Here is a 24,435-nt window from a genome sequence, read left to right as displayed (position 1 = left end):
CGCAGCGTACCGGGGATACCGATGAGCGTAGTCAGCTAGCCAGCTAGCCCGCTTTAACGGAAGCTCACCGCTTCGCCTGCCTGATGCGTTGCCGCCTGCTCCAGCAGATCCCAGAAGGTTTCGCCGCTGCGATCGCAGATCCACTCGTCGCCTTTGAGGTCAAAATGGTAGCCGCCCTGCTTGGTCGCCAGCCAGACCTGATGCAGCGGTTCCTGACGGTTAATAATGATTTTGCTGCCGTTTTCAAAGCTAATGGTCAGCACGCCGCCGTTAATTTCACAATCGATATCGCTATCGCCGTCCCACTCGTCCAGGCGCTCTTCGATAGTCATCCACAGGCTGTCGGCCAGGCGATGGAATTCACTGTCATTCATGGTTCTACCCTGCTTTTTTGAAGATGGCGGCAGTATAGCGCGAAACAAAAGCGCGCGCAGTCGGATGCTAAACGCTTGCTTTTACGTCTTCTCCTGCGATGATAGAAAGCAGAAAGAATGACTCACGGGCAACTATCAATGAAAAACGTTTTTCCTACGCTTGCCGTTCTGCTGGCGATCTTCAGCCTCACCGGCTGTGGTCTGAAGGGGCCGCTCTATTTCCCACCGGCGGATAAAACGGCACCGCCGCCGACTAAACCGGTCGATAGCGGTATCCAGAGCGCGACGCCGGATCGTAACGATCGCGGCGATAGCGGTGGCCCGACCCAGGTAGACTACTGACGCTACTCCCCGGGACGAACGGCCTGCCGTCCTCCTGAAACGCAAATTAGTTAGAGTACAGATGATGCAGTTTTCTAAGATGCATGGCCTGGGTAACGACTTTATGGTCGTTGACGCGGTAACACAGAATGTTTTTTTCTCTCCGGAGCTGATTCGCCGGCTGGCAGACCGGCATCTTGGCGTGGGCTTCGATCAGCTGCTGGTTGTCGAGCCGCCCTACGATCCGGATCTGGATTTTCATTACCGCATCTTTAACGCTGACGGCAGCGAAGTGTCGCAGTGCGGCAACGGCGCGCGTTGCTTTGCGCGGTTTGTACGTCTGAAAGGCCTGACCAATAAACGTGATATCCGCGTCAGCACGGCGAACGGTCGTATGGTATTAAGCGTAACGGAAGACGATCTGGTGCGCGTGAATATGGGCGAGCCGAACTTCGAGCCGTCCCAGGTCCCGTTCCGCGCGAACAAAGCGGAAAAGACCTATATTATGCGCGTCGCTGAGCAGACAGTATTGTGCGGCGTGGTCTCAATGGGGAACCCGCACTGCGTCATCCAGGTCGATGATGTGGAAACCGCGGCGGTGGAAACGCTTGGCCCGGTGATGGAAAGCCACGAACGCTTCCCGGAACGCGCGAACATCGGTTTTATGCAGATAGTCGAGCGTCATCGCATTCGCCTGCGGGTCTTTGAACGCGGCGCGGGCGAGACTCAGGCCTGCGGCAGCGGCGCCTGTGCGGCGGTCGCGGTCGGTATCCAACAGGGGCTGCTGGCCGAGGAAGTACGCGTGGAATTACCAGGCGGGCGTCTTGATATCGCCTGGAAAGGCCCGGGTCAACCGTTGTTTATGACTGGCCCGGCGGCACACGTCTACGACGGATTTATTCATTTATGAAACAACTCGGGGAAGAACAGCAGGATACGATCGGCGCGCTGGATGACCGTGCGGTGGTGGACTATCTGTTGCAACATCCTGAATTCTTTATTCGTAATGCCGCTCTTGTGGAGCACATGCAGGTTCCTCACCCGGTTCGGGGGACCGTTTCTCTGGTCGAGTGGCACATGGCTCGCGCACGTAATCATATCAACGTGCTGGAAGAGAACATGTCGCTGCTGATGGAGCAGGCGACGGCCAACGAAAGCCTGTTTCAGCGGCTCCTCCATCTGCAGACGCGGCTGGCGGCGGCAGAAAGCCTCGATGAGATGCTCAATCGCTTTCATCGCTGGGCCCGCGAGCTCGGCCTGGCCGGCGCGACGGTGCGTCTGTTCCCCGACAGCTGGCGGCTCGGCGCGCCCTCAAAATTCACCCACCTTGCGTTGACCCGACAGGCCTTTGAACCCGTGCGCATTCAGCGTCTCAGGCAGGAGCGCCACTACCTCGGTCCGCTGAACGGACCGGAGCTGCTGGTGGTGCTGCCGGAGGCGAAAGCCATCGGCTCGGTGGCGATGTCGCTGCTGGGCGGCGATGATGCGCCCGGCGTTATGCTGTTCAGCAGCCGCGATGCGCAGCACTATCAGCAGGGGCAGGGCACACAGCTGCTTCAGGAAATTGCCCTGATGCTGCCAGGCCTGCTGGAGCGCTGGGTTGAACGCGCATGACCGACTCTCCGCTGTTTACCGCCGTTGCCCGCTTCCTGCGCTATCTTGGCGTGGAGCGTCAGCTTAGCCCGATTACGCTGCTTAACTACCGACGCCAGCTTGATGCGCTGGTGGCGCTGGCTGAAAACGCCGGCTTAAAAAGCTGGCAGCAGTGCGATGCGGCTCAGGTGCGCGGTCTGGCGGTGCGGAGTCGAAAACAGGGGCTGGGCCCGGCAAGCCTGGCGCTGCGCCTCTCGGCGTTGCGCAGCTTCTTTGACTGGCTGGTGGCGCAGGGTGAGCTGACCGCCAACCCGGCAAAGGGAATTTCGGCGCCTAAAATACCGCGCCATTTACCGAAAAATATCGACGTCGACGACGTTAACCGCCTGCTGGATATCGATCTAAACGATCCGCTGGCGGTACGCGACCGGGCGATGCTGGAAGTGATGTACGGCGCGGGCCTGCGTCTTTCTGAGCTGGTGAACCTCGACATTAAGCACCTCGACCTGGAGTCAGGAGAGGTGTGGGTGATGGGGAAAGGCAGCAAAGAGCGCCGCCTGCCGATTGGCCGCAGCGCGGTGGCGTGGATTGAGCACTGGCTGGATCTACGCGGCCTCTTCGGCACCGATGACGATGCGCTGTTTTTGTCGAAGCTTGGCAAACGCATCTCCGCGCGCAATGTTCAAAAGCGTTTTGCCGAGTGGGGAATTAAGCAGGGGCTGAACAGCCACGTTCATCCGCACAAGCTGCGCCACTCCTTTGCCACGCATATGCTGGAATCGAGCGGCGATCTGCGCGGCGTGCAGGAGCTGCTGGGCCATGCCAATCTCTCCACCACTCAAATCTATACCCATCTTGACTTTCAACACCTTGCCTCGGTGTACGATGCGGCGCATCCGCGCGCCAAACGGGGGAAATAATGCGTTTTTACCGACCTCTGGGCCAGATTTCAGCACTGACGTTTGACCTGGACGATACCCTTTACGACAACCGCCCGGTCATCGACCGGACGCTGCACGAGTCGCTGGCCTTCGTGCGCAGCTACCACCCTTCGCTGAGCCAGTTTGACGCCCATCACCTGCAGCAGCTGCGCCAGACGCTGCTGGAGACCGAGCCGGATATTTACCACGACGTGACCGAATGGCGACGGCGTGCTCTGGTGCTGGGAATGGTGAACGCCGGACTCTCTGCCGCGCAGGCCGAATCCGGCGCCGATGCGGCGATGGCGAACTTTGCCCACTGGCGCAGCCTGATTGACGTACCGCAGGAAACCCACGATACCCTGGCCGCGCTGGCGGAGAAGTGGCCGCTGGTGGCGGTGACTAACGGCAATGCGCAGCCGGAACTGTTCGGCCTGAGCGACTATTTCCGCTTTGTGCTGCGCGCCGGGCCGGACGGGCGTTCTAAGCCGTTTGCCGATATGTATCATCTGGCGGCGGAGCGTCTGGCGCTGCCGCTGGGGCAGATACTCCACGTCGGCGATGACCTGACCACCGACGTGGCGGGTGCTATCCGCTGCGGCATGCAGGCCTGCTGGATTAAGCCGCAGGGCGCCGACCTGATGCACACCACCGACAGCCGGCTGCTGCCGCACATTGAAATTTCGCGGTTGGCATCTCTGACCTCGCTGATATAATCACCATTAGTTCTGTATATATTAACAGTATGCCCGCCAGGCTAAGCGCTGCCGGGCTGCTCATTTCCGGCGGTGCCAATGGACGTTTCTTACCTGCTCGACAGCCTTAATGATAAACAGCGTGAAGCCGTCGCGGCCTCGCGCACCAATATGCTGGTTCTGGCTGGAGCGGGCAGCGGTAAGACCCGCGTACTGGTGCATCGCATTGCCTGGCTTATCAGCGTAGAAAACTGTTCGCCCTACTCCATTATGGCGGTGACCTTTACCAACAAAGCGGCGGCGGAAATGCGCCATCGTATCGGCCAGCTGATGGGCACCACCCAGGGCGGCATGTGGGTAGGCACCTTCCACGGCCTGGCGCACCGTCTGCTGCGTGCCCACCATCTTGATGCCGGGCTGCCGCAGGATTTCCAGATCCTCGATAGCGAAGATCAGCTGCGCCTGCTGAAGCGGCTGATCAAAGCGATGAACCTCGACGAGAAGCAGTGGCCGCCGCGCCAGGCGATGTGGTACATCAACAGCCAAAAAGATGAGGGGCTGCGCCCGCACCATATCCAGAGCTACGGCAATCCGGTGGAGCAGACCTGGCAGAAGGTGTATCAGGCCTACCAGGAAGCCTGCGATCGCGCAGGGCTGGTGGATTTTGCCGAGCTGCTGCTGCGCGCGCACGAGCTGTGGCTCAACAAGCCGCATATTCTTCAGCACTACCGCGAACGCTTTACCAATATCCTCGTCGACGAATTCCAGGATACCAACAATATTCAGTATGCCTGGATCCGTCTGCTGGCGGGCGATAGCGGCAAGGTGATGATCGTCGGCGATGATGACCAGTCGATCTACGGCTGGCGCGGCGCGCAGGTTGAGAATATCCAGCGCTTCCTGACCGATTTCCCCGGCGCTGAGACCATTCGCCTGGAGCAGAACTACCGCTCAACCAACAATATCCTCAGCGCCGCCAACGCCCTGATTGAAAATAACAGCGGACGTCTGGGCAAGAAGCTGTGGACCGACGGCGCCGACGGCGAACCGATCTCCCTGTACTGCGCCTTTAACGATCTCGACGAAGCGCGTTTCGTGGTTAACCGGATTAAAACCTGGCAGGAAAACGGCGGGGCGCTGGAGCAGTGCGCCATCCTTTACCGCAGCAACGCCCAGTCGCGCGTGATGGAAGAAGCGCTGCTGCAGGCCAGCATGCCGTACCGTATTTACGGCGGCATGCGCTTCTTCGAACGTCAGGAGATCAAAGATGCGCTCTCCTACCTGCGCCTGATTGCCAATCGCAACGATGACGCCGCGTTTGAGCGCGTGGTCAATACGCCGACCCGCGGCATCGGCGATCGCACCCTGGACGTGGTGCGCCAAACGTCGCGCGACCGCCAGCTGACGCTGTGGCAGGCGTGCCGCGAGCTGCTGAAAGATAAAGCCCTCGCGGGCCGCGCCGCCAGCGCCCTGCAGCGCTTTATGGAGCTGATCGATGCGCTGGCGCAGGAGACGGCGGATATGCCGCTGCACGTCCAGACCGACCGGGTGATTAAAGATTCCGGCCTGCGCATCATGTACGAGCAGGAGAAGGGCGAAAAAGGCCAGACGCGTATCGAGAACTTAGAAGAGCTGGTGACGGCAACGCGCCAGTTCAGCTACAACGATGAAGATGAGGATTTAATGCCGCTGCAGGCGTTCCTTTCTCATGCCGCGCTGGAGGCGGGCGAAGGGCAGGCTGATACCTGGCAGGATGCGGTCCAGCTGATGACCCTGCACTCGGCGAAAGGTCTGGAGTTCCCGCAGGTGTTTATCGTCGGCGTGGAGGAGGGGATGTTCCCGAGCCAGATGGCGCTCGACGAGGGCGGACGCCTGGAAGAAGAGCGGCGCCTTGCCTACGTGGGCGTAACCCGCGCGATGCAGAAGCTCACGCTGACCTACGCCGAAACCCGTCGCCTGTACGGCAAAGAGGTTTACCATCGTCCGTCGCGTTTCATCGGCGAGCTGCCGGAGGCGTGCGTGGAAGAGGTGCGCCTGCGCGCCACGGTGAGTCGTCCGGTGAGCCATCAGCGCATGGGCACGCCGATGGCGGAGAACGATACCGGCTACAAACTGGGTCAGCGCGTGCGGCATCCGAAATTCGGTGAAGGCACCATCGTGAATCTGGAAGGCAGCGGCGAGCATAGCCGTCTGCAGGTGGCTTTCCAGGGGCAGGGCATCAAATGGCTGGTGGCGGCCTATGCGCGGCTGGAAACAGTGTAACAGTAAGAAAAGTATCGTTTTTTTGTAATAATCTGCTAGCCTTATATGCTAAAGGGCAGGATTTGCTCTTTAGCGTTTCGTTGCGTGTTGACGCCGTTTTTGCGCTGGCGTAACATGCGCGCACGATTACGCTAAGAGGACATTCGCCTTGGACACACCCAGTAGATGCTGGCTCAACTTCCTGTCCGTCAGGAACAACTCCTAAGGCTATCCTCTTATGCTGATAGCCTTAGCGGTTGTCAGCGACCCGTCATTCCCGTCGCTCTGAGTCAGGCTTAATGGTCTGAAACCCCTTTTGTTTCTGTGTGCCCACCGAACTGTCCGATAATTTTTTTGCATTGGGAGTCCCGGTCATGCTGAGCGCATTTCAACTGGAAAATAATCGTCTGACGCGCCTGGAAGCCGACGAGATCAAGCACCTTGCCAGCTCGGTGTGGGTCGATCTGGTCGAGCCTGACGATGAAGAACGTAGCCGCGTGCAGACGGAACTGGGTCAGAACCTGGCAACCCGTCCGGAGCTGGAAGATATCGAAGCGTCGGCGCGTTTCTTCGAAGATGAAGACGGTTTACACATTCACTCATTTTTCTTCTTTGAAGATGCAGAGGATCACGCCGGCAACTCCACGGTGGCGTTTACCATCCGCGAAGGGCGCCTTTTTACCCTGCGCGAGCGTGAGCTACCCGCATTCCGTCTCTACCGCATGCGCGTGCGCAACCAGTCAATGGTTGATGGTAACGCCTACGAGCTGCTGCTCGATCTGTTCGAAACAAAAATCGAACAGCTGGCGGATGAAATTGAAAATATCTACAGCGACCTGGAAAAGCTGAGCCGGGTGATTATGGAAGGTCGCCAGGGCGACGAGTACGATGACGCGCTCTCTACCCTGGCGGAACAGGAAGATATCGGCTGGAAGGTGCGCCTGTGCCTGATGGATACCCAGCGTGCGCTGAACTTCCTCGTGCGCAAGGCGCGCTTGCCGGCGGGCCAGCTGGAGCAAGCGCGTGAGATCCTGCGAGATATCGAATCGCTGCTGCCGCATAACGAATCGCTGTTCCAGAAGGTGAACTTCCTGATGCAGGCGGCGATGGGCTTTATCAACATCGAGCAGAACCGCATCATCAAGATCTTCTCGGTGGTCTCCGTAGTCTTCCTGCCGCCAACCCTGGTGGCATCAAGCTATGGGATGAACTTTGAGTTTATGCCTGAGCTGCACTGGAGCTTTGGTTATCCGGGGGCGATCGTCTTTATGATGCTGGCCGGCCTGGCGCCATACCTCTACTTTAAGCGTAAAAACTGGCTTTAAAACAATAAATTATATCAAAACCGGCTGCCTTATAAGGTGGCCGTTTTTTTTCGCCTTTATGTCAGCCGCCGCGCCGGAGAACGGAAACAGGCTGTGATTATTGCGAGTGACTTAATTCTCTACGCATCATAAGTGTGGGCAATAAGTCACATAACGGCTGAGGGATAATTGTTACCATCGCAATATTCCCAATAAAAAAAAGGTGAAATTTTAGAATGAAAAGTATCTTTACACTACCCTTCCTGGCCCTTGCCTGCCTCTCCCTTAATGCACATGCTGTTGAAAAACTTGCTGGTAATGAGATTCTTGCGGTTCAAAAAGGCGGCGTTGCGGATAAGGTCTACGCCGAGAATTATCCTCAGCTGAAGATTGCGACCTATAACATCGGCAAGAATGAAGCTTCCGATAACGTGGCGGATTTTACCTCACTCAATTTAGCGATTAAGCACATTGGCGCCGATATTATTGCGGTTCCGGAGGTCGATAATAAAACCGGCAGAAGCCAAAAGATCGATCAGCTAAAAACTATCGCGGACGCCAACCACTATCACTATGCCTTCGGCAAGGCGCTGGATTTCGACGGCGGAGAATATGGCGTCGGTATTCTGTCCAAATATAAAATTGACCACACCCAGGTGATTAAGCTGCCGTCGGGGGATGCCGAGCAGCGAATCGCGCTGCTGGCGCAAATCGCCGTTCCCGGCTTTGACAGCCCGGTGCTGGTGATGGTGACCCATCTCGACTGGCAGAAGGATCCGACGATGCGCGTGGAGCAGGTTCGCCATCTTCTGGACGTGAGCATCGGCGATGCCCCATCCGACTTTAAAGATATCGCCTCATCGATCAAAATCCTCGCGGGTGATTTTAACTCCACGCACGATGAGCAGCCGTTAAAAGAGGTGGGTTATTTCTTTAACCCCGTAATGAAGCAGGGGACGGATTACCGCACCTGGCCCGCGGTTAACCCGGCAATCGATATTGACCATATTTTTACCTTCAAGGGGCAAAAATGGAATGTGAAAAAAATCGAGGTGCCGCATAACTCGCCGGCCTTTGCCTGGTCATCCGCCAGCGATCATTTACCCCTGATTGCCGAGCTGGAGCTCACCGAGCAGTAAAAATAACGCGCCGGCCTCTGTGGATGAGAGGCTGGCGCGTGATGCGGACGCGACGACGTTAAGCCCGACGCAGCCGGCGCTGGGTGTACAGCGCGTCGACGATAAATACCGCCAGCGCGACCCAGATAAAGGCGAAGGTGACCATCTTATCTGCCCCCGGAACTTCCCCGTAAAACAGCACCGCCAGCAGGAACATCAGCGTTGGGCCAATGTACTGGAAAAAGCCCAGCGTGGAGAGACGCAGGCGGGTGGCCGCGCCGGTAAAGCACAGCAGCGGGATAGTGGTCACGACGCCGGCAGCCATCAGCAGCAGGTTCAGCGACCACGGGTTTTGGCCCATATGGCTGGTGGGGCTATCGGCAATACCGAACAGGTAAAGGGCGGCAACCGGCAGCAGCCACAGGGTTTCAAACAGCATCCCGGTTTGGGCATCAACGGCAATCTTCTTGCGCACCAGCCCGTAGAAGGCAAAGCTAAACGCCAGTCCGAGGGCAATTATCGGCAGCGAGCCAAAGGTCCATAGCTGCACCAGCACCCCGCAGAACGCCAGCAATACCGCCAGCCACTGCATGCGGCGAAAACGTTCGCCGAGGAAAAGCATCCCCAGCACAATGTTGACCAGCGGGTTAATAAAGTAGCCCAGGCTGGCTTCCAGCATATGGTGGTTATTCACCGACCAGATGAAGAGCAGCCAGTTGCCGCCAATCAGCACCGCCGACAGCGCCAGCAGGAGCACCTTTTTTGGCGTCTGCAGCAGCTTTCTCACCTGCGGCCACTGGCGGCTAAGGCTGATAAGCGCCAGCATAAAGAAGAAGGACCAGATCACGCGGTGAGTCAGAATTTCATCTGCGGGAACGTAGTAGATAAGCTTGAAATATGCGGGTGCAATACCCCAGATAAAATAGGCGGCAAGAGCCAGAATAACGCCAAGCCGCGTTTGTTTTGCATCCATCGGTAAAATCCGTTACGCCAAAACAGCGATGTTACTCGATTTACGCCGATCAACCCACCATATACGTCGCCGTGGCGCTGGCGATATAAACCTGATCTTCGTTATGTAATTCTACGCGGGCGACCGCCACTTTATTCCCGGCGCGCAGCAGGCTGCTGGTGGCGGTGAAGTGCTCTCCGCGGCCCGGCCGCAGGTAGTCGACGCGCAGGTCGATGGTGCCCATACGCGACAGGCGCTGGCGCAGCTCTTCTTCGTTAATGGTCTCATGGCGGGTCAGCGTACTGCCGACGCACACCAGGCCGGCGGCAACGTCCAGCGCTGAGGCGATCACGCCGCCGTGCAGAATGCTTTGCGCCCAGTTGCCGACCATCATAGGCTGGTTTTTAAAGCTCAGCTGGGCGAACTCTTTTTCGTAACGCTCCAGCTTCAGGCCTAAGGCGCGGTTAAACGGCATATGGTTGACAAAAATTTCTCCCACCAGCTTTAGGGCGGCTTCGGAAGTGAGTTCAGACATAGCGGGTGTATCCATTCGTTAATGAGATGTTGATTTTATGCCTCTAAAATATTGATTTCCACTTTCGGAACGGATAACCGAGCAGGGAGTCGATAAACAGGTAAAATAAGCCCGGTGTAAAATAGAAATAAAAATCACTCTTTCAGGAGAACAGTAATGCGTATCTCTTTGGCCTGGCTGCTGGCGCTGGTTGCGCTCCCGGCCGGCGTTCTGGCGCAGGACGCGCCGATTAATCATCAGATCCACGATACTCCCGCGGTGCGCGGCAGCATTATCGCTAACCTGCTGCAGGATCATGATAATCCGTTCCTGCTCTATCCCTATGAGAGCAACTATTTGCTCTATACGTGGAGCAGCGATATCAACAAGGAAGCGATCTCCAGCTATGACTGGGCCGAAAATGCCCGCAAGGATGAGGTGAAGTTCCAGCTCAGCCTCGCCTTCCCGCTGTGGCGGGGGATCCTCGGTGATAATTCGCTGCTCGGTGCCTCCTATACGCAGAAATCCTGGTGGCAGCTCTCAAACAGCAAGGAGTCCGCGCCGTTTCGCGAAACGAACTATGAGCCGCAGCTGTTCCTCGGCTTTGCGACGGATTATCGGCTTGCCGGCTGGACGCTGCGCGATATTGAGGTAGGCTATAACCACGACTCCAACGGCCGCTCCGATCCCACCTCCCGCAGCTGGAATCGCCTGTATACCCGCCTGATGGCGCAAAACGGCAACTGGCTGGTGGAAGTGAAGCCCTGGTACGTTATCGGCAGCACCGATGATAATCCGGACATCACCAAATATATGGGCTATTACCGGCTCAAAGTTGGCTATCAGCTAGGCGATGCCATCCTCAGCGCGCAGGGGCAATATAACTGGAATACCGGCTACGGCGGCGCAGAGGTTGGCGTCAGCTATCCGATTACCCGCCACGTGCGTTTTTATACCCAGGTCTACAGCGGCTATGGCGAGTCGCTCATCGACTATAACTTTAACCAGACGCGCGTCGGTGTCGGCGTGACGCTCAACGATCTGTTTTAATCGTTGCACTCTGGCTCACGGGCGCTGAAAATAGCGCCTGTTTTTCTTTTCAGGCAGACGGGGTCAATGTGGCACAGGCGGAAGTATTGAATCAAACATTGCTGGCAAAGCAGGTTTTACAGGAAACCTTCGGCTACCAGCAGTTCCGCCCGGGTCAGGAAACCATTATCGACACGGCGCTGGAAGGGCGTGATTGCCTGGTCGTGATGCCAACCGGCGGCGGCAAATCGCTGTGCTATCAGGTGCCGGCGCTGGTACTGGGCGGCCTGACGGTGGTGGTATCGCCGCTGATCTCGCTAATGAAAGATCAGGTCGATCAGCTGCTGGCGAACGGCGTGTCGGCGGCCTGCCTGAACTCAACCCAGAGCCGCGAGCAGCAGCAGGAGGTCATGGCCGGCTGCCGCAGCGGACAGATTCGCCTGCTCTACATCGCCCCTGAACGCCTGATGCTGGATAATTTCCTCGAGCATCTCAGCCACTGGAACTTGTCGATGCTGGCGGTGGATGAGGCGCACTGCATTTCCCAGTGGGGGCATGATTTCCGTCCGGAATACGCCGCCCTGGGGCAGCTGCGTCAGCGGATGCCGCAAATCCCGTTTATGGCGCTGACCGCCACCGCCGATGACACCACCCGTCGCGATATCGTTCGCCTGCTGGGGCTGAACGACCCGCTGATTCAGGTCAGCAGCTTCGATCGCCCCAACATCCGCTATATGCTGATGGAAAAATTTAAGCCGCTGGACCAGCTGATGCGCTACGTGCAGGACCAGCGCGGCAAGTCGGGCATTATTTACTGCAACAGCCGCTCGAAAGTAGAAGATACCGCCGCGCGCCTGCAAAGCCGCGGCGTCAGCGCGGCGGCCTACCACGCCGGGCTGGAGCATCAGGTCCGTGCCGATGTGCAGGAGAAGTTCCAGCGCGATGACCTACAAATCGTGGTGGCGACGGTGGCCTTCGGAATGGGCATCAATAAGCCGAACGTCCGCTTTGTGGTGCACTTTGATATTCCCCGTAACATTGAGTCCTACTATCAGGAAACCGGCCGCGCCGGGCGTGATGGCCTGCCGGCGGAGGCAATGCTGTTTTACGATCCGGCCGATATGGCGTGGCTGCGCCGCTGCCTTGAGGAGAAGCCCGCCGGGCCGCTGCTGGATATTGAACGCCATAAGCTGAACGCCATGGGGGCCTTTGCCGAGGCGCAAACCTGCCGCCGCCTGGTGCTGCTGAACTACTTTGGCGAAGGGCGTCAGGAGCCGTGCGGCAACTGCGATATCTGCCTTGACCCGCCGAAGCAGTACGACGCGTTAATGGATGCGCGCAAGGCGCTGTCGACGATTTATCGCGTCAACCAGCGGTTCGGGATGGGCTACGTGGTGGAGGTTCTGCGCGGCGCCAATAACCAGCGTATTCGCGATATGGCCCACGATAAGCTGCCGGTTTACGGTATTGGTCGCGATCAGAGCCACGAGCACTGGGTGAGCGTGATTCGCCAGCTGATCCACCTCGGGCTGGTGACGCAGAATATCGCCCAGCACTCGGCGCTGCAGCTCACCGAAGCCGCTCGCCCGGTGCTGCGCGGCGAAGTTCCGCTACAGCTGGCGGTACCGCGCATCGTGGCGCTGAAGCCGAAAGCGATGCAAAAATCTTTCGGCGGCAACTACGATCGCAAGCTGTTTGCCAAGCTGCGCAAGCTGCGTAAAGCCATTGCCGACGAAGAGAATATCCCGCCCTATGTCGTCTTTAACGATGCGACGCTTATCGAAATGGCCGAGCAATCGCCGATTACCGCCGGCGAGATGCTCAGCGTCAACGGCGTCGGTACGCGCAAGCTGGAGCGCTTCGGTAAAGAGTTTATGTCGCTGATCCGCGCGCATGTTGATGGTGAAGAGGAGTAGTCAGGCGGGCGAAAAGGTGCCAGGATGTTCTCTTCATCCTTCAAGCTGCTCTGCGTTGACTGCGCTCACTCACCCTCGTCGCCGGCTGTTTTTCGCGCCTGGGAATGTCCTCATTTGTCACCCTGACGCATCTTGATCACTCTATTCCAGTGGGTTAACTATGCTGATGCTTTTTCTTACCGTCGCGCTGGTGCACATCATCGCGCTGATGAGTCCGGGCCCGGACTTCTTCTTCGTTTCGCAAACTGCCGTCAGCCGCTCGCGCAAAGAGGCGATGATGGGCGTACTCGGGATCACCTGCGGGGTCATGGTCTGGGCGGGCGTGGCGCTGCTCGGTCTGCACCTGATTATTGAAAAAATGGCCTGGCTGCACACCATTATTATGGTCGGCGGCGGGCTCTATCTCTGCTGGATGGGCTATCAGATGCTGCGCGGCGCGCTGAAAAAGAGCGAGGCACCCGCCGCAGAGCCGCAGGTTGAACTGGCCCGCAGCGGGCGTAGTTTCCTCAAAGGGCTGCTCACCAACCTGGCTAACCCGAAAGCGATTATCTACTTCGGCTCGGTTTTCTCGCTGTTTGTTGGCGATGACGTCGGTGCGGGCGAGCGCTGGGGTATTTTCCTGCTGATCGTCCTGGAAACGCTGGCGTGGTTTGCGGTCGTGGCCAGCCTGTTTGCGCTGCCGGCGATGCGCCGCGGCTACCAGCGGATGGCGAAGTGGATTGACGGCGTGGCCGGCGCGCTCTTCACCGGGTTTGGCATTCACCTGATTATTTCACGCTAAGTCCGAAGACCCGCCAGGCTGCGCCTGGCGGAGTTATTCACCTCAGGCGTGGCGTGCCGAAGCCAGCAGCGCGCCAACCAGCATAAACAGCGATCCAAAGACCTTGTTCAACGCCGTCATCTGCTTCGGCCCCTTAATCCATGCCGCAATGCGCTGCGCCAGGGTGGCATAGCCGATCATCACGATGATATCGACCACAATGGTAGTGACCCCCAGAACCAGATACTGCATCACCTGGGGCTGATGCGGCACGATAAACTGCGGGAACAGGGCCGCGAGGAACACGATGCTCTTCGGGTTGGTCAGATTAACGAAAACCGCCCGCTGGTATAATTTCCCCTGGGTTTGCGCCTTAGCCAGGGTGGTCAAGTTGATTGCCCCCGCGGCCCGCCACTGCTGAATGCCCAGCCAGATAAGATAGGCCGCACCCGCCCATTTCAATACTTCAAAGGCCAGCACCGAGCGGGAAAACAGCGTTCCCAGGCCAATACCCACCAGAACGATGTGAATCGCCAGCCCGGTCTGCAGGCCGGCAATCGAGGCCGTTGCCCCGCGGTAGCCGTGGCTGATTGAGGTGGTCATGGTATTAATCGCCCCTGAACCCGGGGACAGGCTGAGAATAATCGATGTCAGCAGATAGGCGAACCACCACTCGAACGTCATGAGAAACTCCCTGGTTGTCTGTTTTTATGCCACAATACGCTATTGTGTAAGCCTTGTGTGATACACGGTAAAAAAACGATTTCTGGCGGTTAACAGGGGTGTAAACCCGATGTTTTGGCAGCAAAAGGATTGGGACACACGAGAAAACGCGTTTGCGGCTTTCACTATGGGGCCTCTGACCGATTTCTGGCGACAGCGGGAAGAAGCGGAATTTACGGGCGTCGACAGCATCCCGGTCCGCTTTGTTCGCTTCTGCGCCAAACAACACGACCGGGTGGTGGTTATCTGCCCTGGGCGTATCGAAAGCTACGTGAAGTACGCCGAGCTGGCCTACGATCTGTTCCACAGCGGTTTCGATGTGATGATTATCGATCATCGCGGACAGGGGCGATCGGGGCGCATATTAACCGACAGCCACCGTGGCCACGTCGTCAACTTTAGCGATTATGTTGACGATCTTGCTGCGCTTTGGCAGCAGGAAGTGGCGCCAGGCCACTGGCGAAAACGCTTTATACTGGCTCACTCAATGGGCGGCGCAATCGCGACCTTATTTTTGCAACGCCACCAGCAGCATTGTGATGCCATCGCGCTGTGCGCGCCGATGTTCGGGATAGTCATGCGCTTTCCGGACTGGATGGTGCGCCATATTCTCGACTGGGCTGAGGGCTATCAGCGCATTCGAGAAGAGTACGCCATTGGCACCGGCCGCTGGCGGGCGCTGCCCTTCTCGGTCAACGTCCTGACGCATAGCCGCCAGCGCTACCGGCGCAACCTGCGCTTTTATGCGGACGAACCCCAGCTGCGGGTGGGCGGGCCAACGTACCACTGGGTGCGCGAGGGGATCCTCGCGGGCGAAGAGGCGCTGGCTGGCGTAGAAAAAGATATTACCCCCACGCTGTTGTTGCAGGCTGAAGAAGAACGCGTGGTCGACAACCGTATGCACGAGCGCTACTGCGAACTCCGCGCTGCGGCGGGCCACTCCTGCGAAGGTAATAAGCCGCTTGTTATAGAAGGGGCATACCATGAGATCCTTTTTGAAAAGGACGCCATGCGCTCAGTCGCGCTAAATGCCATCGTCGATTTTTTCACTCGACACAATTAGAGCCTATCCCCGCAGGTGTCAATTGTTGCCGCCAGTGGGGCACGGTCAGCGCGGAACAACCGGAGCGTACAGGTCGTACGTGAGGATTGTGAGCACTGCCCAGGTCCGCAATGGCAAATAAAATAGCCTGATGGGATAGGCCCTTAATCCGACGAAGACTCTCGTCGCCCTGCTTAGAGGTTAAAATTTTTATGTACCAGGTTGTTGCGTCTGACTTAGATGGCACGCTGCTTTCCCCCGATCACACCCTAAACCCCTACGCGAAAGAGACGCTGCAGCTGCTGACCGCTCGCGGCATCAACTTTGTTTTTGCTACCGGCCGTCATTACATCGACGTCGGGCAGATTCGCGATAATCTCGGCATTAAGTCCTACATGATCACCTCCAACGGCGCGCGTGTGCACGATAGCGAGGGTAATCAGATATTCGCCCATAACCTCGATCGCGATATTGCCAGCGATCTGTTTGAGATGATGCGCAGCGATCCGCTGGTCGTCACCAACGTCTATCGCGAAGACGAATGGTACATGAACCGCCACCGCCCGGAAGAGATGCGCTTTTTCAAAGAGGCGGTGTTTAACTACAAGCTGTACGAGCCCGGCGAGCTTGATTCCCAGGGGATCAGCAAGGTGTTTTTCACCTGCGAGGATCATCAGCATCTGCTGCCGCTGGAGCAGGCGATCAACGCCCGCTGGGGCGATCGCGTGAACGTCAGCTTCTCAACGCTGACCTGTCTGGAAGTGATGGCGGGCGGCGTATCGAAAGGTCATGCCCTCGAAGCGGTTGCCAAAATGCAGGGCTACGCCCTGAAGGACTGTATCGCCTTTGGCGACGGCATGAACGATGCAGAGATGCTGTCGATGGCGGGCAAGGGCTGCATTATGCTGAATGCACACCAGCGCCTGAAAGATCTTCACCCCGAGCTGGAGGTGATCGGCAGCAACGCTGACGACGCGGTGCCGCACTATCTGCGCAGGCTCTATCTCTCCTGATAAAGATTGACGACTGGCGATTTATTCTCCAGTTGTCAACCTGACTCTTCGCTACAATGAGCGTTCTTCCTCCTGAGAGACATTCATTGTGGCGCTACTGATTATTACCACCATCCTGTGGGCCTTCTCCTTTAGCCTGATCGGCGAGTACCTGGCGGGCAGCGTTGATAGCTACTTTTCGGTGCTGATGCGCGTTGGGCTGGCGGCGCTGGTATTCCTGCCGTTTTTGCGCACCCGCGGGCAGTCGCCGCGGACTATCGTGCTGTATATGCTGGTAGGGGCCATGCAGCTTGGTATTATGTATCTGCTGGCGTTCCGCGCTTACCTCTACCTGACGGTCTCCGAATTTCTGCTGTTTACGGTGTTTACGCCGCTCTATATCACCCTGATTTATGACCTGATCAGCGGGCGCAGGCTGCGCTGGGGCTATCTGCTCAGCGCCGGGCTGGCGGTGCTGGGGGCGGGCATTATTCGCTACGATAAAGTGAGCGATCATTTCTGGACCGGGCTGCTGCTGGTTCAGCTGTCGAATATCTGCTTTGCCATCGGCATGGTGGGCTACAAACGCCTGATGGAGCTGCGGCCGATGCCCCAGCACAACGCTTTTGCGTGGTTCTATATGGGAGCGCTGCTGGTGGCGGTAGCGGCCTGGCTTATGCTGGGCAACCCGCACAGGCTGCCGACGACCACGGTGCAGTGGAGCATTCTGGTATGGCTTGGCGTGGTGGCTTCAGGGTTGGGGTACTTTATGTGGAACTACGGGGCGACGCAGGTGGATGCCGGAACGCTGGGCATCATGAATAACGTCCATGTTCCAGCCGGGCTGCTGGTTAACCTTGCCATCTGGCAGGAACAGCCCCACTGGCCGAGCTTTATTATCGGGGCTCTGGTGATCCTGGCCTCGCTGTGGGTCCATCGCCGTTGGGTCGCTCCGCACTCCGGACAAACGGCAAATGATCGCAAGCGTGGTTCCGCGCTGAGCGAATAAATGCTTCGGTAACCGGCTGACGCTGCTCGCCGTCGCGCACGGCGGAGTACAGCCGGCTCCACAGGCCTTCACCCAGGGTTTTGGTGACCACCAGACCCTGGCGTTCAAAATTCTCCACCACCCAGTGCGGCAGCGCCGCGATGCCCATCCGCGCGGCAACCATCTGAATGAGCAGCAGCGTATTATCGACGCTCTTCAGCTGCGGGCTGATACCTGCCGGCTGCAGAAAGTGGCGCCAGATATCCAGGCGACTGCGTTGCACCGGGTAAATCAGCAGCAGCTCTGCGGCCAGGTCTTCCGGCACAATCCGCGTTTTCAAGGCCAGCGGATGATCCGGCGCCAGCACCAGGCGCACTTCAAAATCAAACATCGGCGAATAGTGCAGCCCGCTGCGCGGCAGAATATCGGACGTCATCACCAGATCCAGCTCGCCCTGCTGGAGCGCGGGCTGCGGGTCAAAGGTCACCCCGGACTGGAAATCAACCTCAACGTGCGGCCAGCTGGCGCGGAAGCTCTCGAGCGCCGGCGTCAGCCACTGAATGCAGCTATGACACTCAATGGCGATGCGCAGCCGGGTTTGCTGCGGCTCGTTACAGTCCTGCAGGGCGCGGGTGATTTGCGGCAGCACCTGGTGTGCTAGCTGCAGCAAAATTTCGCCCTGCGCGGTGAAGCGCAAAGGCTGACTTTTACGCACAAACAGACGGAAGCCAAGGCGCTGTTCCAGATCGCTGAACTGGTGGGACAGGGCGGATTGGGTCTGGTGCAGGGCCGCCGCAGCGCCCGCGAGTGAACCGCTATTCCGCAACGCCAGCAGCGTTTTCAGGTGTTTAATTTCGATCATGAAAGTCCTTCACTTCGGCATGAATAATTTGCGCTTGAGGAATATACAGTAACCGCCAATTATGGATGTGTAAACATCTGGACGTCTAAATCCTTTATCTTTCGAATTTATGGTGCGTTGGCCGCACTTCCTCACCCCGGTCACTTACTTATGTAATCTCCCGGGGATGAGCAAACTTGCCGCCTTCTCTGAATTTAAAATCCTTAGGATTGGCACATCATGAGGCTCAAAAAATGACAATTATCAATCACACTCTCGGTTTCCCTCGCGTTGGTCTTCGCCGCGAGCTGAAAAAAGCGCAAGAGAGCTACTGGGCGGGTAACGCAACCCGTGACGAGCTGCTGGCAGTGGGCCGTGAGCTGCGCGCTCGCCACTGGGATCAGCAAAAGCAGGCGGGTATCGATCTGCTGCCGGTGGGCGATTTCGCCTGGTACGACCATGTTCTGACTACCAGCCTGCTTCTGGGCAACGTGCCGGCTCGTCATCAGAACAAAGACGGCTCCGTCGATATCGATACGCTGTTCCGCATTGGCCGCGGCCGCGCGCCGACCGGTGAGCCGGCGGCAGCGGCGGAAATGACCAAATGGTTTAACACCAACTATCACTACATGGTGCCGGAGTTTGTGAAAGGTCAGGCGTTCAAACTGACCTGGACCCAGCTGCTGGACGAAGTTGACGAAGCGCTGGCGCTGGGCCATAAGGTGAAGCCCGTGCTGCTTGGCCCGGTTACTTATCTGTGGCTGGGTAAAGTGAAGGGCGAGCAGTTCGATCGCCTGGCGCTGCTGAATGACATTCTGCCGGTCTATCAGCAGGTGCTGGCTGAGCTGGCAAAACGCGGCGTTGAGTGGGTGCAGATTGATGAGCCGGCGCTGGTGCTGGAGCTGCCGCAGGCGTGGCTGGATGCCTTCAAGCCGGCATACGACGCGCTGCAGGGCCAGGTTAAGCTGCTGCTGACCATCTATTTTGAAGGGGTTAGCGCCAACCTCGACGTCATCACCGCGCTGCCGGTGCAGGGTCTGCACGTTGACCTGGTTCACGGTAAAGATGATGTTGCCGGGCTGCACGCGCGCCTGCCGTCAGACTGGCTGCTCTCCGCGGGCCTGGTCAACGGTCGTAACGTCTGGCGTGCGGATCTCACCGAGAAATATGCGCAAATTAAAGAGATCGTCGGCAAACGTCAGCTGTGGGTCGCCTCCTCCTGCTCCCTGCTGCACAGCCCGATCGACCTGAGCGTGGAAACCCGCCTGGATGCGGAGGTGAAAAGCTGGTTTGCCTTCGCCCTGCAAAAATGCGCCGAGCTGGCGCTGCTGCGCGATGCGCTGAACAGCGGCGATACCGCCGCCATTGAGGCGTGGAGCGCGCCGATTCAGGCCCGCCGTCACTCAACTCGCGTACACAACGCCGCGGTGGAAAAGCGTCTGGCGGCCATTACCGCCCGGGACAGCCAGCGCAACAGCCCGTACGCAGAGCGTGCCCAGGCCCAGCGCAGCCGCTTTAACCTGCCGGCGTGGCCGACCACGACCATCGGCTCTTTCCCGCAGACCACCGAAATTCGCGGCCTGCGCCTGGACTTCAAGAAAGGCAATCTCGACGCTAATAACTACCGTACCGGCATCGCGGAGCATATTAAGCAGGCGATCGTTGAGCAGGAGCGTTTAGGTCTCGACGTGCTGGTGCACGGTGAAGCCGAGCGTAACGACATGGTGGAGTATTTCGGTGAGCACCTCGACGGCTTTATCTTTACGCAAAACGGCTGGGTGCAGAGCTACGGTTCGCGCTGCGTCAAGCCACCGGTGGTGATCGGCGACGTCAGCCGCCCGGAAGCTATCACCGTTGAGTGGGCGAAATACGCGCAGTCTCTTACCGACAAACCGGTGAAAGGCATGCTCACCGGTCCGGTGACGATCCTGTGCTGGTCATTCCCGCGCGAAGACGTCAGCCGCGAAACCATCGCGAAGCAGATTGCGCTGGCGCTGCGTGACGAAGTGGCGGATCTGGAAGCGGCCGGTATCGGCATTATCCAGATTGATGAACCGGCGCTGCGAGAAGGCCTGCCCCTGAAGCGGAGCGACTGGGATGCATACCTGCAGTGGGGCGTGGAAGCCTTCCGTATCAACGCCGCCGTGGCGCAGGATGATACCCAGATCCATACCCATATGTGTTACTGCGAGTTCAATGACATCATGGATTCTATCGCCGCGCTGGATGCGGACGTGATTACCATTGAGACCTCGCGTTCCGACATGGAGCTGCTGGAGTCGTTCGAGGAGTTCGAATATCCGAACGAAATCGGCCCGGGCGTGTATGACATCCACTCACCTAACGTCCCGAGCGTGGAGTGGATTGAAGCCCTGCTGGAGAAGGCCGCTCAGCGCATCCCGGCGGAGCGTCTGTGGGTTAACCCTGACTGCGGACTGAAAACTCGCGGCTGGCCGGAAACCCGTGCGGCGCTGGCGAACATGGTCAAAGCCGCGCAGAACCTGCGTGAATCCGCATAAAGAGCCGCCGCGGTAAAAATCAGCGGTAACGCAGAAATTGATCGTGCGGTAATAAAAAGAGGAGGCGGATGCCTCCTCTTTTATATTCATCGGGAGCGCAAATTTAAGCCTTCTTTCCTCCGCCATACTGAGCAAACCACGCCAGCATGCGCTGCCAGCCGTCCTGCGCCGACTCTTCATGGTAGCTGGCACGATAGTCGGCATTAAACGCGTGGCCGGCCTGCGGGTAGACCACGATCTCTGCCGTCGCGTTGGCGGCGCGCAGCGCCTGGCGCATGGTTTCTACCGTATCCTGCGGGATGCTGTCATCCTTCGCGCCGTAAAGTCCCAGCACCGGGGCGTTAAGATCGACGGCGACGTCCACCGGATGCTTCGCGGAGTTCAGCGTTTTCTGCCCGACCAGCTTGCCGTACCAGGCGACGGCGGCCTTCAGCTGCGGGTTATGCGCGGCATAGAGCCAGGTAATGCGTCCACCCCAGCAGAAACCGGTGATCAGCAGGCGATGAGCATCGCCCCCGTGACGTCCCGCCCAGCTGGCGACATGATCAAGGTCTGCCAGCACCTGCGAGTCCGGGACTTTGCTGACCAGCTCCTGGAATAGCGTCGGGATATCGGTGTACTCGTTCGGATCGCCCTGGCGAAAGTACAGCTCTGGGGCGATCGCCAGATAGCCTTCCAGCGCCAGACGACGGCAGACGTCGCGGATGTGCTCATGGACGCCGAAAATTTCCTGCACCACGATCACCACCGGAAGCGGGCCATCGCTATTTTTCGGCCGGGCATGGTACGCCGGCATGTTCTCGCCCTGAGAGGGGATCGAGGTTTCTCCAGCGGTAATGCTCTCTTCCGGCGTATAAACGGCGGTAGAAGCGTGCGGGGTGGCTGCAGGTGCAAAGCCGGGTTGCTTGGTTGTGGTCATGGTATTCTCCGTACCCTTAATTTATTAGCGCATCGATAACTATAGACTCTTAAGACCGGACGTTAACAAATCACAGTGCCCGAAACAGGCTATCTTTTGTTCAGGCACGGTGAATATAACTTGTTAATGTGACGTAACTCACTATTTAATGGAATATTGTTGCAATGATTTTCATTCATGGTGATTGGTGTCACAAAATTAAGCGGATGGCTTCTGTAAAGTACCGTTTTGCTTCTGCTGATAATTCGACCCACAGAGGAGTTTTTTATGTCTAAGTCTGATGTTTTTCATCTCGGCCTCACCAAAAACGATTTACAAGGGGCTACGCTGGCTATCGTCCCTGGCGATCCGGAGCGTGTGGAAAAGATCGCCGCGCTGATGGATAAGCCGGTCAAGCTGGCATCGCACCGCGAATTTACCTCCTGGCGCGCCGAGCTTGACGGCAAACCGGTGATCGTATGCTCTACCGGTATCGGCGGTCCGTCGACGTCGATTGCCGTTGAAGAACTGGCTCAGCTGGGAATCAATACCTTCCTGCGTATCGGCACCACTGGCGCCATCCAGCCGAATATCAACGTTGGCGACGTGCTGGTGACCACGGCATCCGTGCGCCTTGACGGCGCGAGCCTGCACTTTGCGCCAATGGAATATCCGGCCGTCGCTGACTTTGCCTGCACCACCGCGCTGGTGGAAGCGGCTAAATCAATCGGCGCAACGACCCATATTGGCGTGACCGCCTCTTCCGACACCTTCTATCCGGGCCAGGAGCGCTATGACACCGTTTCCGGTCGCGTGGTGAGCCGTTTTAAAGGCTCGATGGCAGAGTGGCAGGCGATGGGCGTCATGAACTACGAAATGGAATCCGCCACGCTGCTGACCATGTGCTCCAGCCAGGGCCTGCGCGCCGGGATGGTTGCCGGGGTTATCGTTAACCGTACCCAGCAGGAAATTCCTAACGCCGAAACCATGAAGCAAACCGAAAGCCATGCGGTGAAAATTGTCGTTGAAGCGGCCCGCCGTCTGCTGTAGTTCCTCCCCTTATCGTGAAGGCCGGCTCGCCCGGCCTCTCTTTTTTGCGCTGCGCCTCGCAGGAAATTCCTTTTAAACTGGACGTTTGTACAGCACAATTCTATTTTTGTGCCGTAGGCGGTTGCAGTAGCAGGGGGCGTTGTGGATATCTCAATTATTATAAGTGCCATCGCGGCGCTGGTCGTAGGGCTGGTCGTCGGCTGGCTGGCGACGAAGGCCGCTGCCGATCAAACGCGTGCCGACCTCATCGAAGAGCGGCGCGAGCTGGATATTGAGCTGAGCTCGGCCCGCCAGCAGCTGGTGCAGGCGGCCCACTGGCGCGATGAGTGCGAGCTGCTGAATAATGAGCTGCGCAGCCTGCGCGATATCAATAGCTCGCTGGAGGCTGACCTCCGTGAAGTCACCACCCGCCTCGAATCCACCCGGCTAAATGCGGAAGAGAAAGTTCGCCAGATGGTGAACAGCGAACAGCGCCTCAGCGAGCAGTTTGAAAATCTGGCGAACCGCATTTTCGAGCACAGCAACCGCCGGGTTGATGAGCAGAATCGACAAAGCCTGCACGGCCTGCTGACGCCGCTGCGTGAACAGCTGGACGGCTTTCGTCGCCAGGTACAGGACAGCTTCGGCCAGGAGGCGCGAGAGCGCCACACGCTGGCCCATGAAATCCGCAATCTGCAGCAGCTGAATACCCGGATGGCGCAGGAAGCCCTGAACCTGACCCGCGCGCTTAAGGGCGATAACAAAACCCAGGGCAACTGGGGGGAAGTGGTTTTAACCCGCGTGCTGGAGGCTTCCGGGCTGCGGGAAGGCTACGAATACCAGACCCAGGTCAGCATTGAAACGGAAAACCGCTCGCGGATGCAGCCGGACGTGATCGTCCGTTTGCCGCAGGGAAAAGACGTGGTCATTGATGCCAAAATGACGCTGGTGGCCTATGAGCGTTACTTCAACGCTGAAGATGATTACGCCCGCGAGGCGGCGCTGCAGGAGCACATTGCCTCGGTGCGCAGCCATATCCGCCTGCTTGGCAGGAAAGACTATCAGCAGCTGCCGGGGCTGCGATCGCTCGACTACGTCCTGATGTTTATCCCCGTTGAGCCCGCATTTCTGCTGGCGATAGACCGCCAGCCAGAGCTTATCAGCGAAGCGCTGCAGCACAATATTATGCTGGTCAGCCCCACCACGCTGCTGGTTGCGTTACGCACGATAGCCAACCTCTGGCGCTATGAGCATCAGAGCCGCAATGCGCAGAAAATTGCCGAACGCGCGGGCCGCCTGTACGACAAGATGCGGCTGTTCGTCGATGACATGTCCGCAATAGGCCAGAGCCTCGACAAAGCGCAGGATAATTACCGCCAGGCGATGAAAAAGCTGGCCTCCGGTCGCGGCAACCTGCTGGTGCAGGCTGAAGCCTTTCGCGGCCTCGGGGTGGAGGTTAAGCGCGGGATTAATCCGGACTTAGTCGAACAGGCAACCGCCCAGGACGACGAATACCGGCTGGACGACGATGATAACCCATCGGAAAGTAACGGTTTTTCATCCGAACCTTCCGCTGCATCGATGTCGGGCGAGGGTTCTCAGCCGCGTTGAACCGTATGGGAAATGCGCTAAATCTGTTACACTCGGCGAACATTTTCTTGATAAG

24 protein-coding genes are annotated in these 24,435 nt (G+C 58.1%); 18 read left to right on the top strand and 6 right to left on the bottom strand.

Annotated features, from left to right (window positions below; all coding sequences use genetic code 11):
- Positions 1 to 53: 53 nt before the first annotated feature.
- Positions 54 to 374: an iron donor protein CyaY gene (gene cyaY / locus HCK03_RS25295; RefSeq protein ID WP_041143490.1), complete on the bottom strand. Its 321-nt coding sequence runs from the start codon at positions 372 to 374 to the stop codon at positions 54 to 56.
- Between the two features lie 138 nt (positions 375 to 512).
- Here cyaY and lptM point away from each other — a divergent pair, with 138 nt between their 5' ends.
- From lptM to HCK03_RS25255, 9 genes are all read left to right on the top strand, one after another.
- A complete protein-coding gene (gene lptM / locus HCK03_RS25290) occupies positions 513 to 716 on the top strand; it encodes an LPS translocon maturation chaperone LptM (RefSeq protein ID WP_041143491.1) in 204 nt (67 codons plus the stop codon).
- 64 nt (positions 717 to 780) lie between these two features.
- The gene (dapF, locus tag HCK03_RS25285) at positions 781 to 1,605 is read left to right on the top strand and encodes a diaminopimelate epimerase (protein ID WP_041147498.1); all 825 of its coding nucleotides are present in this window, start codon (positions 781 to 783) and stop codon (positions 1,603 to 1,605) included.
- On the top strand, positions 1,602 to 2,309 hold the full coding sequence (locus HCK03_RS25280; RefSeq protein ID WP_041143492.1) for a DUF484 domain-containing protein: 708 nt from the start codon (positions 1,602 to 1,604) through the stop codon (positions 2,307 to 2,309). Before dapF ends, HCK03_RS25280 begins: the two co-directional genes overlap by 4 nt.
- On the top strand, positions 2,306 to 3,208 hold the full coding sequence (gene xerC / locus HCK03_RS25275; protein ID WP_041143493.1) for a tyrosine recombinase XerC: 903 nt from the start codon (positions 2,306 to 2,308) through the stop codon (positions 3,206 to 3,208). The genes HCK03_RS25280 and xerC overlap by 4 nt, the downstream gene beginning before the upstream one ends.
- Positions 3,208 to 3,924, top strand: coding sequence for a 5-amino-6-(5-phospho-D-ribitylamino)uracil phosphatase YigB (yigB, locus tag HCK03_RS25270; protein WP_167692349.1), 717 nt, complete (start codon positions 3,208 to 3,210; stop codon positions 3,922 to 3,924). Before xerC ends, yigB begins: the two co-directional genes overlap by 1 nt.
- A gap of 78 nt (positions 3,925 to 4,002) precedes the next feature.
- Positions 4,003 to 6,165, top strand: a complete 2,163-nt coding sequence (uvrD, locus tag HCK03_RS25265; RefSeq protein WP_076947994.1) for a DNA helicase II — start codon at positions 4,003 to 4,005, stop codon at positions 6,163 to 6,165.
- Positions 6,166 to 6,313: 148 nt separating this feature from the next.
- A complete protein-coding gene (ysgD, locus tag HCK03_RS26680) occupies positions 6,314 to 6,370 on the top strand; it encodes a YsgD/CorL family protein (protein WP_350028775.1) in 57 nt (18 codons plus the stop codon).
- Between the two features lie 148 nt (positions 6,371 to 6,518).
- The gene (gene corA / locus HCK03_RS25260; RefSeq protein WP_041143496.1) at positions 6,519 to 7,469 is read left to right on the top strand and encodes a magnesium/cobalt transporter CorA; all 951 of its coding nucleotides are present in this window, start codon (positions 6,519 to 6,521) and stop codon (positions 7,467 to 7,469) included.
- A gap of 215 nt (positions 7,470 to 7,684) precedes the next feature.
- Entirely contained in the window at positions 7,685 to 8,587 is a 903-nt protein-coding gene (locus tag HCK03_RS25255) for an endonuclease/exonuclease/phosphatase family protein (RefSeq protein WP_167692348.1), read from the top strand.
- 58 nt (positions 8,588 to 8,645) lie between these two features.
- Here HCK03_RS25255 and rarD read toward each other — a convergent pair whose 3' ends face one another.
- The gene (rarD, locus tag HCK03_RS25250) at positions 8,646 to 9,539 is read right to left on the bottom strand and encodes an EamA family transporter RarD (RefSeq protein WP_041143498.1); all 894 of its coding nucleotides are present in this window, start codon (positions 9,537 to 9,539) and stop codon (positions 8,646 to 8,648) included.
- A 49-nt stretch (positions 9,540 to 9,588) separates the two neighbouring features.
- Complete coding sequence (gene yigI / locus HCK03_RS25245) at positions 9,589 to 10,053, bottom strand: acyl-CoA thioesterase YigI (RefSeq protein WP_041143499.1); 465 nt, start codon at positions 10,051 to 10,053, stop codon at positions 9,589 to 9,591.
- 156 nt (positions 10,054 to 10,209) lie between these two features.
- Here yigI and pldA point away from each other — a divergent pair, with 156 nt between their 5' ends.
- From pldA to rhtC, 3 genes are all read left to right on the top strand, one after another.
- Positions 10,210 to 11,082, top strand: a complete 873-nt coding sequence (gene pldA, locus HCK03_RS25240; protein WP_041143500.1) for a phospholipase A — start codon at positions 10,210 to 10,212, stop codon at positions 11,080 to 11,082.
- Positions 11,083 to 11,150: 68 nt separating this feature from the next.
- The gene (gene recQ, locus HCK03_RS25235; protein WP_167692347.1) at positions 11,151 to 12,977 is read left to right on the top strand and encodes an ATP-dependent DNA helicase RecQ; all 1,827 of its coding nucleotides are present in this window, start codon (positions 11,151 to 11,153) and stop codon (positions 12,975 to 12,977) included.
- A 160-nt stretch (positions 12,978 to 13,137) separates the two neighbouring features.
- Positions 13,138 to 13,758, top strand: a complete 621-nt coding sequence (gene rhtC / locus HCK03_RS25230) for a threonine export protein RhtC (protein ID WP_041143502.1) — start codon at positions 13,138 to 13,140, stop codon at positions 13,756 to 13,758.
- Positions 13,759 to 13,800: 42 nt separating this feature from the next.
- Here rhtC and rhtB read toward each other — a convergent pair whose 3' ends face one another.
- Entirely contained in the window at positions 13,801 to 14,421 is a 621-nt protein-coding gene (gene rhtB / locus HCK03_RS25225) for a homoserine/homoserine lactone efflux protein (RefSeq protein ID WP_041143503.1), read from the bottom strand.
- Between the two features lie 109 nt (positions 14,422 to 14,530).
- On the opposite strand from rhtB, the gene pldB reads away from it, so the two are divergent.
- The 3 genes from pldB (at position 14,531) to HCK03_RS25210 (ending at position 17,503) form a co-directional block, all read left to right on the top strand.
- The gene (pldB, locus tag HCK03_RS25220; protein WP_167692346.1) at positions 14,531 to 15,523 is read left to right on the top strand and encodes a lysophospholipase L2; all 993 of its coding nucleotides are present in this window, start codon (positions 14,531 to 14,533) and stop codon (positions 15,521 to 15,523) included.
- 191 nt (positions 15,524 to 15,714) lie between these two features.
- The gene (yigL, locus tag HCK03_RS25215; protein ID WP_041143505.1) at positions 15,715 to 16,515 is read left to right on the top strand and encodes a sugar/pyridoxal phosphate phosphatase YigL; all 801 of its coding nucleotides are present in this window, start codon (positions 15,715 to 15,717) and stop codon (positions 16,513 to 16,515) included.
- Between the two features lie 88 nt (positions 16,516 to 16,603).
- Positions 16,604 to 17,503, top strand: a complete 900-nt coding sequence (locus HCK03_RS25210) for a carboxylate/amino acid/amine transporter (protein WP_167692345.1) — start codon at positions 16,604 to 16,606, stop codon at positions 17,501 to 17,503.
- Here HCK03_RS25210 and metR read toward each other — a convergent pair.
- Entirely contained in the window at positions 17,391 to 18,344 is a 954-nt protein-coding gene (gene metR / locus HCK03_RS25205; RefSeq protein ID WP_041143507.1) for an HTH-type transcriptional regulator MetR, read from the bottom strand. The genes HCK03_RS25210 and metR overlap by 113 nt on opposite strands.
- 233 nt (positions 18,345 to 18,577) lie before the next feature.
- On the opposite strand from metR, the gene metE reads away from it, so the two are divergent.
- Complete coding sequence (gene metE / locus HCK03_RS25200; protein ID WP_167692344.1) at positions 18,578 to 20,842, top strand: 5-methyltetrahydropteroyltriglutamate--homocysteine S-methyltransferase; 2,265 nt, start codon at positions 18,578 to 18,580, stop codon at positions 20,840 to 20,842.
- 103 nt (positions 20,843 to 20,945) lie between these two features.
- Here metE and HCK03_RS25195 read toward each other — a convergent pair whose 3' ends face one another.
- Positions 20,946 to 21,761, bottom strand: coding sequence for a dienelactone hydrolase family protein (locus tag HCK03_RS25195; protein WP_123550846.1), 816 nt, complete (start codon positions 21,759 to 21,761; stop codon positions 20,946 to 20,948).
- A 267-nt stretch (positions 21,762 to 22,028) separates the two neighbouring features.
- On the opposite strand from HCK03_RS25195, the gene udp reads away from it, so the two are divergent.
- Entirely contained in the window at positions 22,029 to 22,790 is a 762-nt protein-coding gene (udp, locus tag HCK03_RS25190; protein WP_041143515.1) for a uridine phosphorylase, read from the top strand.
- Between the two features lie 141 nt (positions 22,791 to 22,931).
- Positions 22,932 to 24,380 (top strand): DNA recombination protein RmuC, encoded by a 1,449-nt coding sequence (rmuC, locus tag HCK03_RS25185; RefSeq protein ID WP_123550848.1) that lies wholly within the window; start codon positions 22,932 to 22,934, stop codon positions 24,378 to 24,380.
- The last annotated feature ends 55 nt before the right edge of the window (positions 24,381 to 24,435 follow it).

The organism is Klebsiella terrigena (assembly GCF_012029655.1).
Classification (GTDB): domain Bacteria; phylum Pseudomonadota; class Gammaproteobacteria; order Enterobacterales; family Enterobacteriaceae; genus Klebsiella; species Klebsiella terrigena.
The sequence above is the reverse complement of the archived record's forward strand: the minus strand, read 5'-3'. Positions and strand labels throughout refer to the sequence as shown.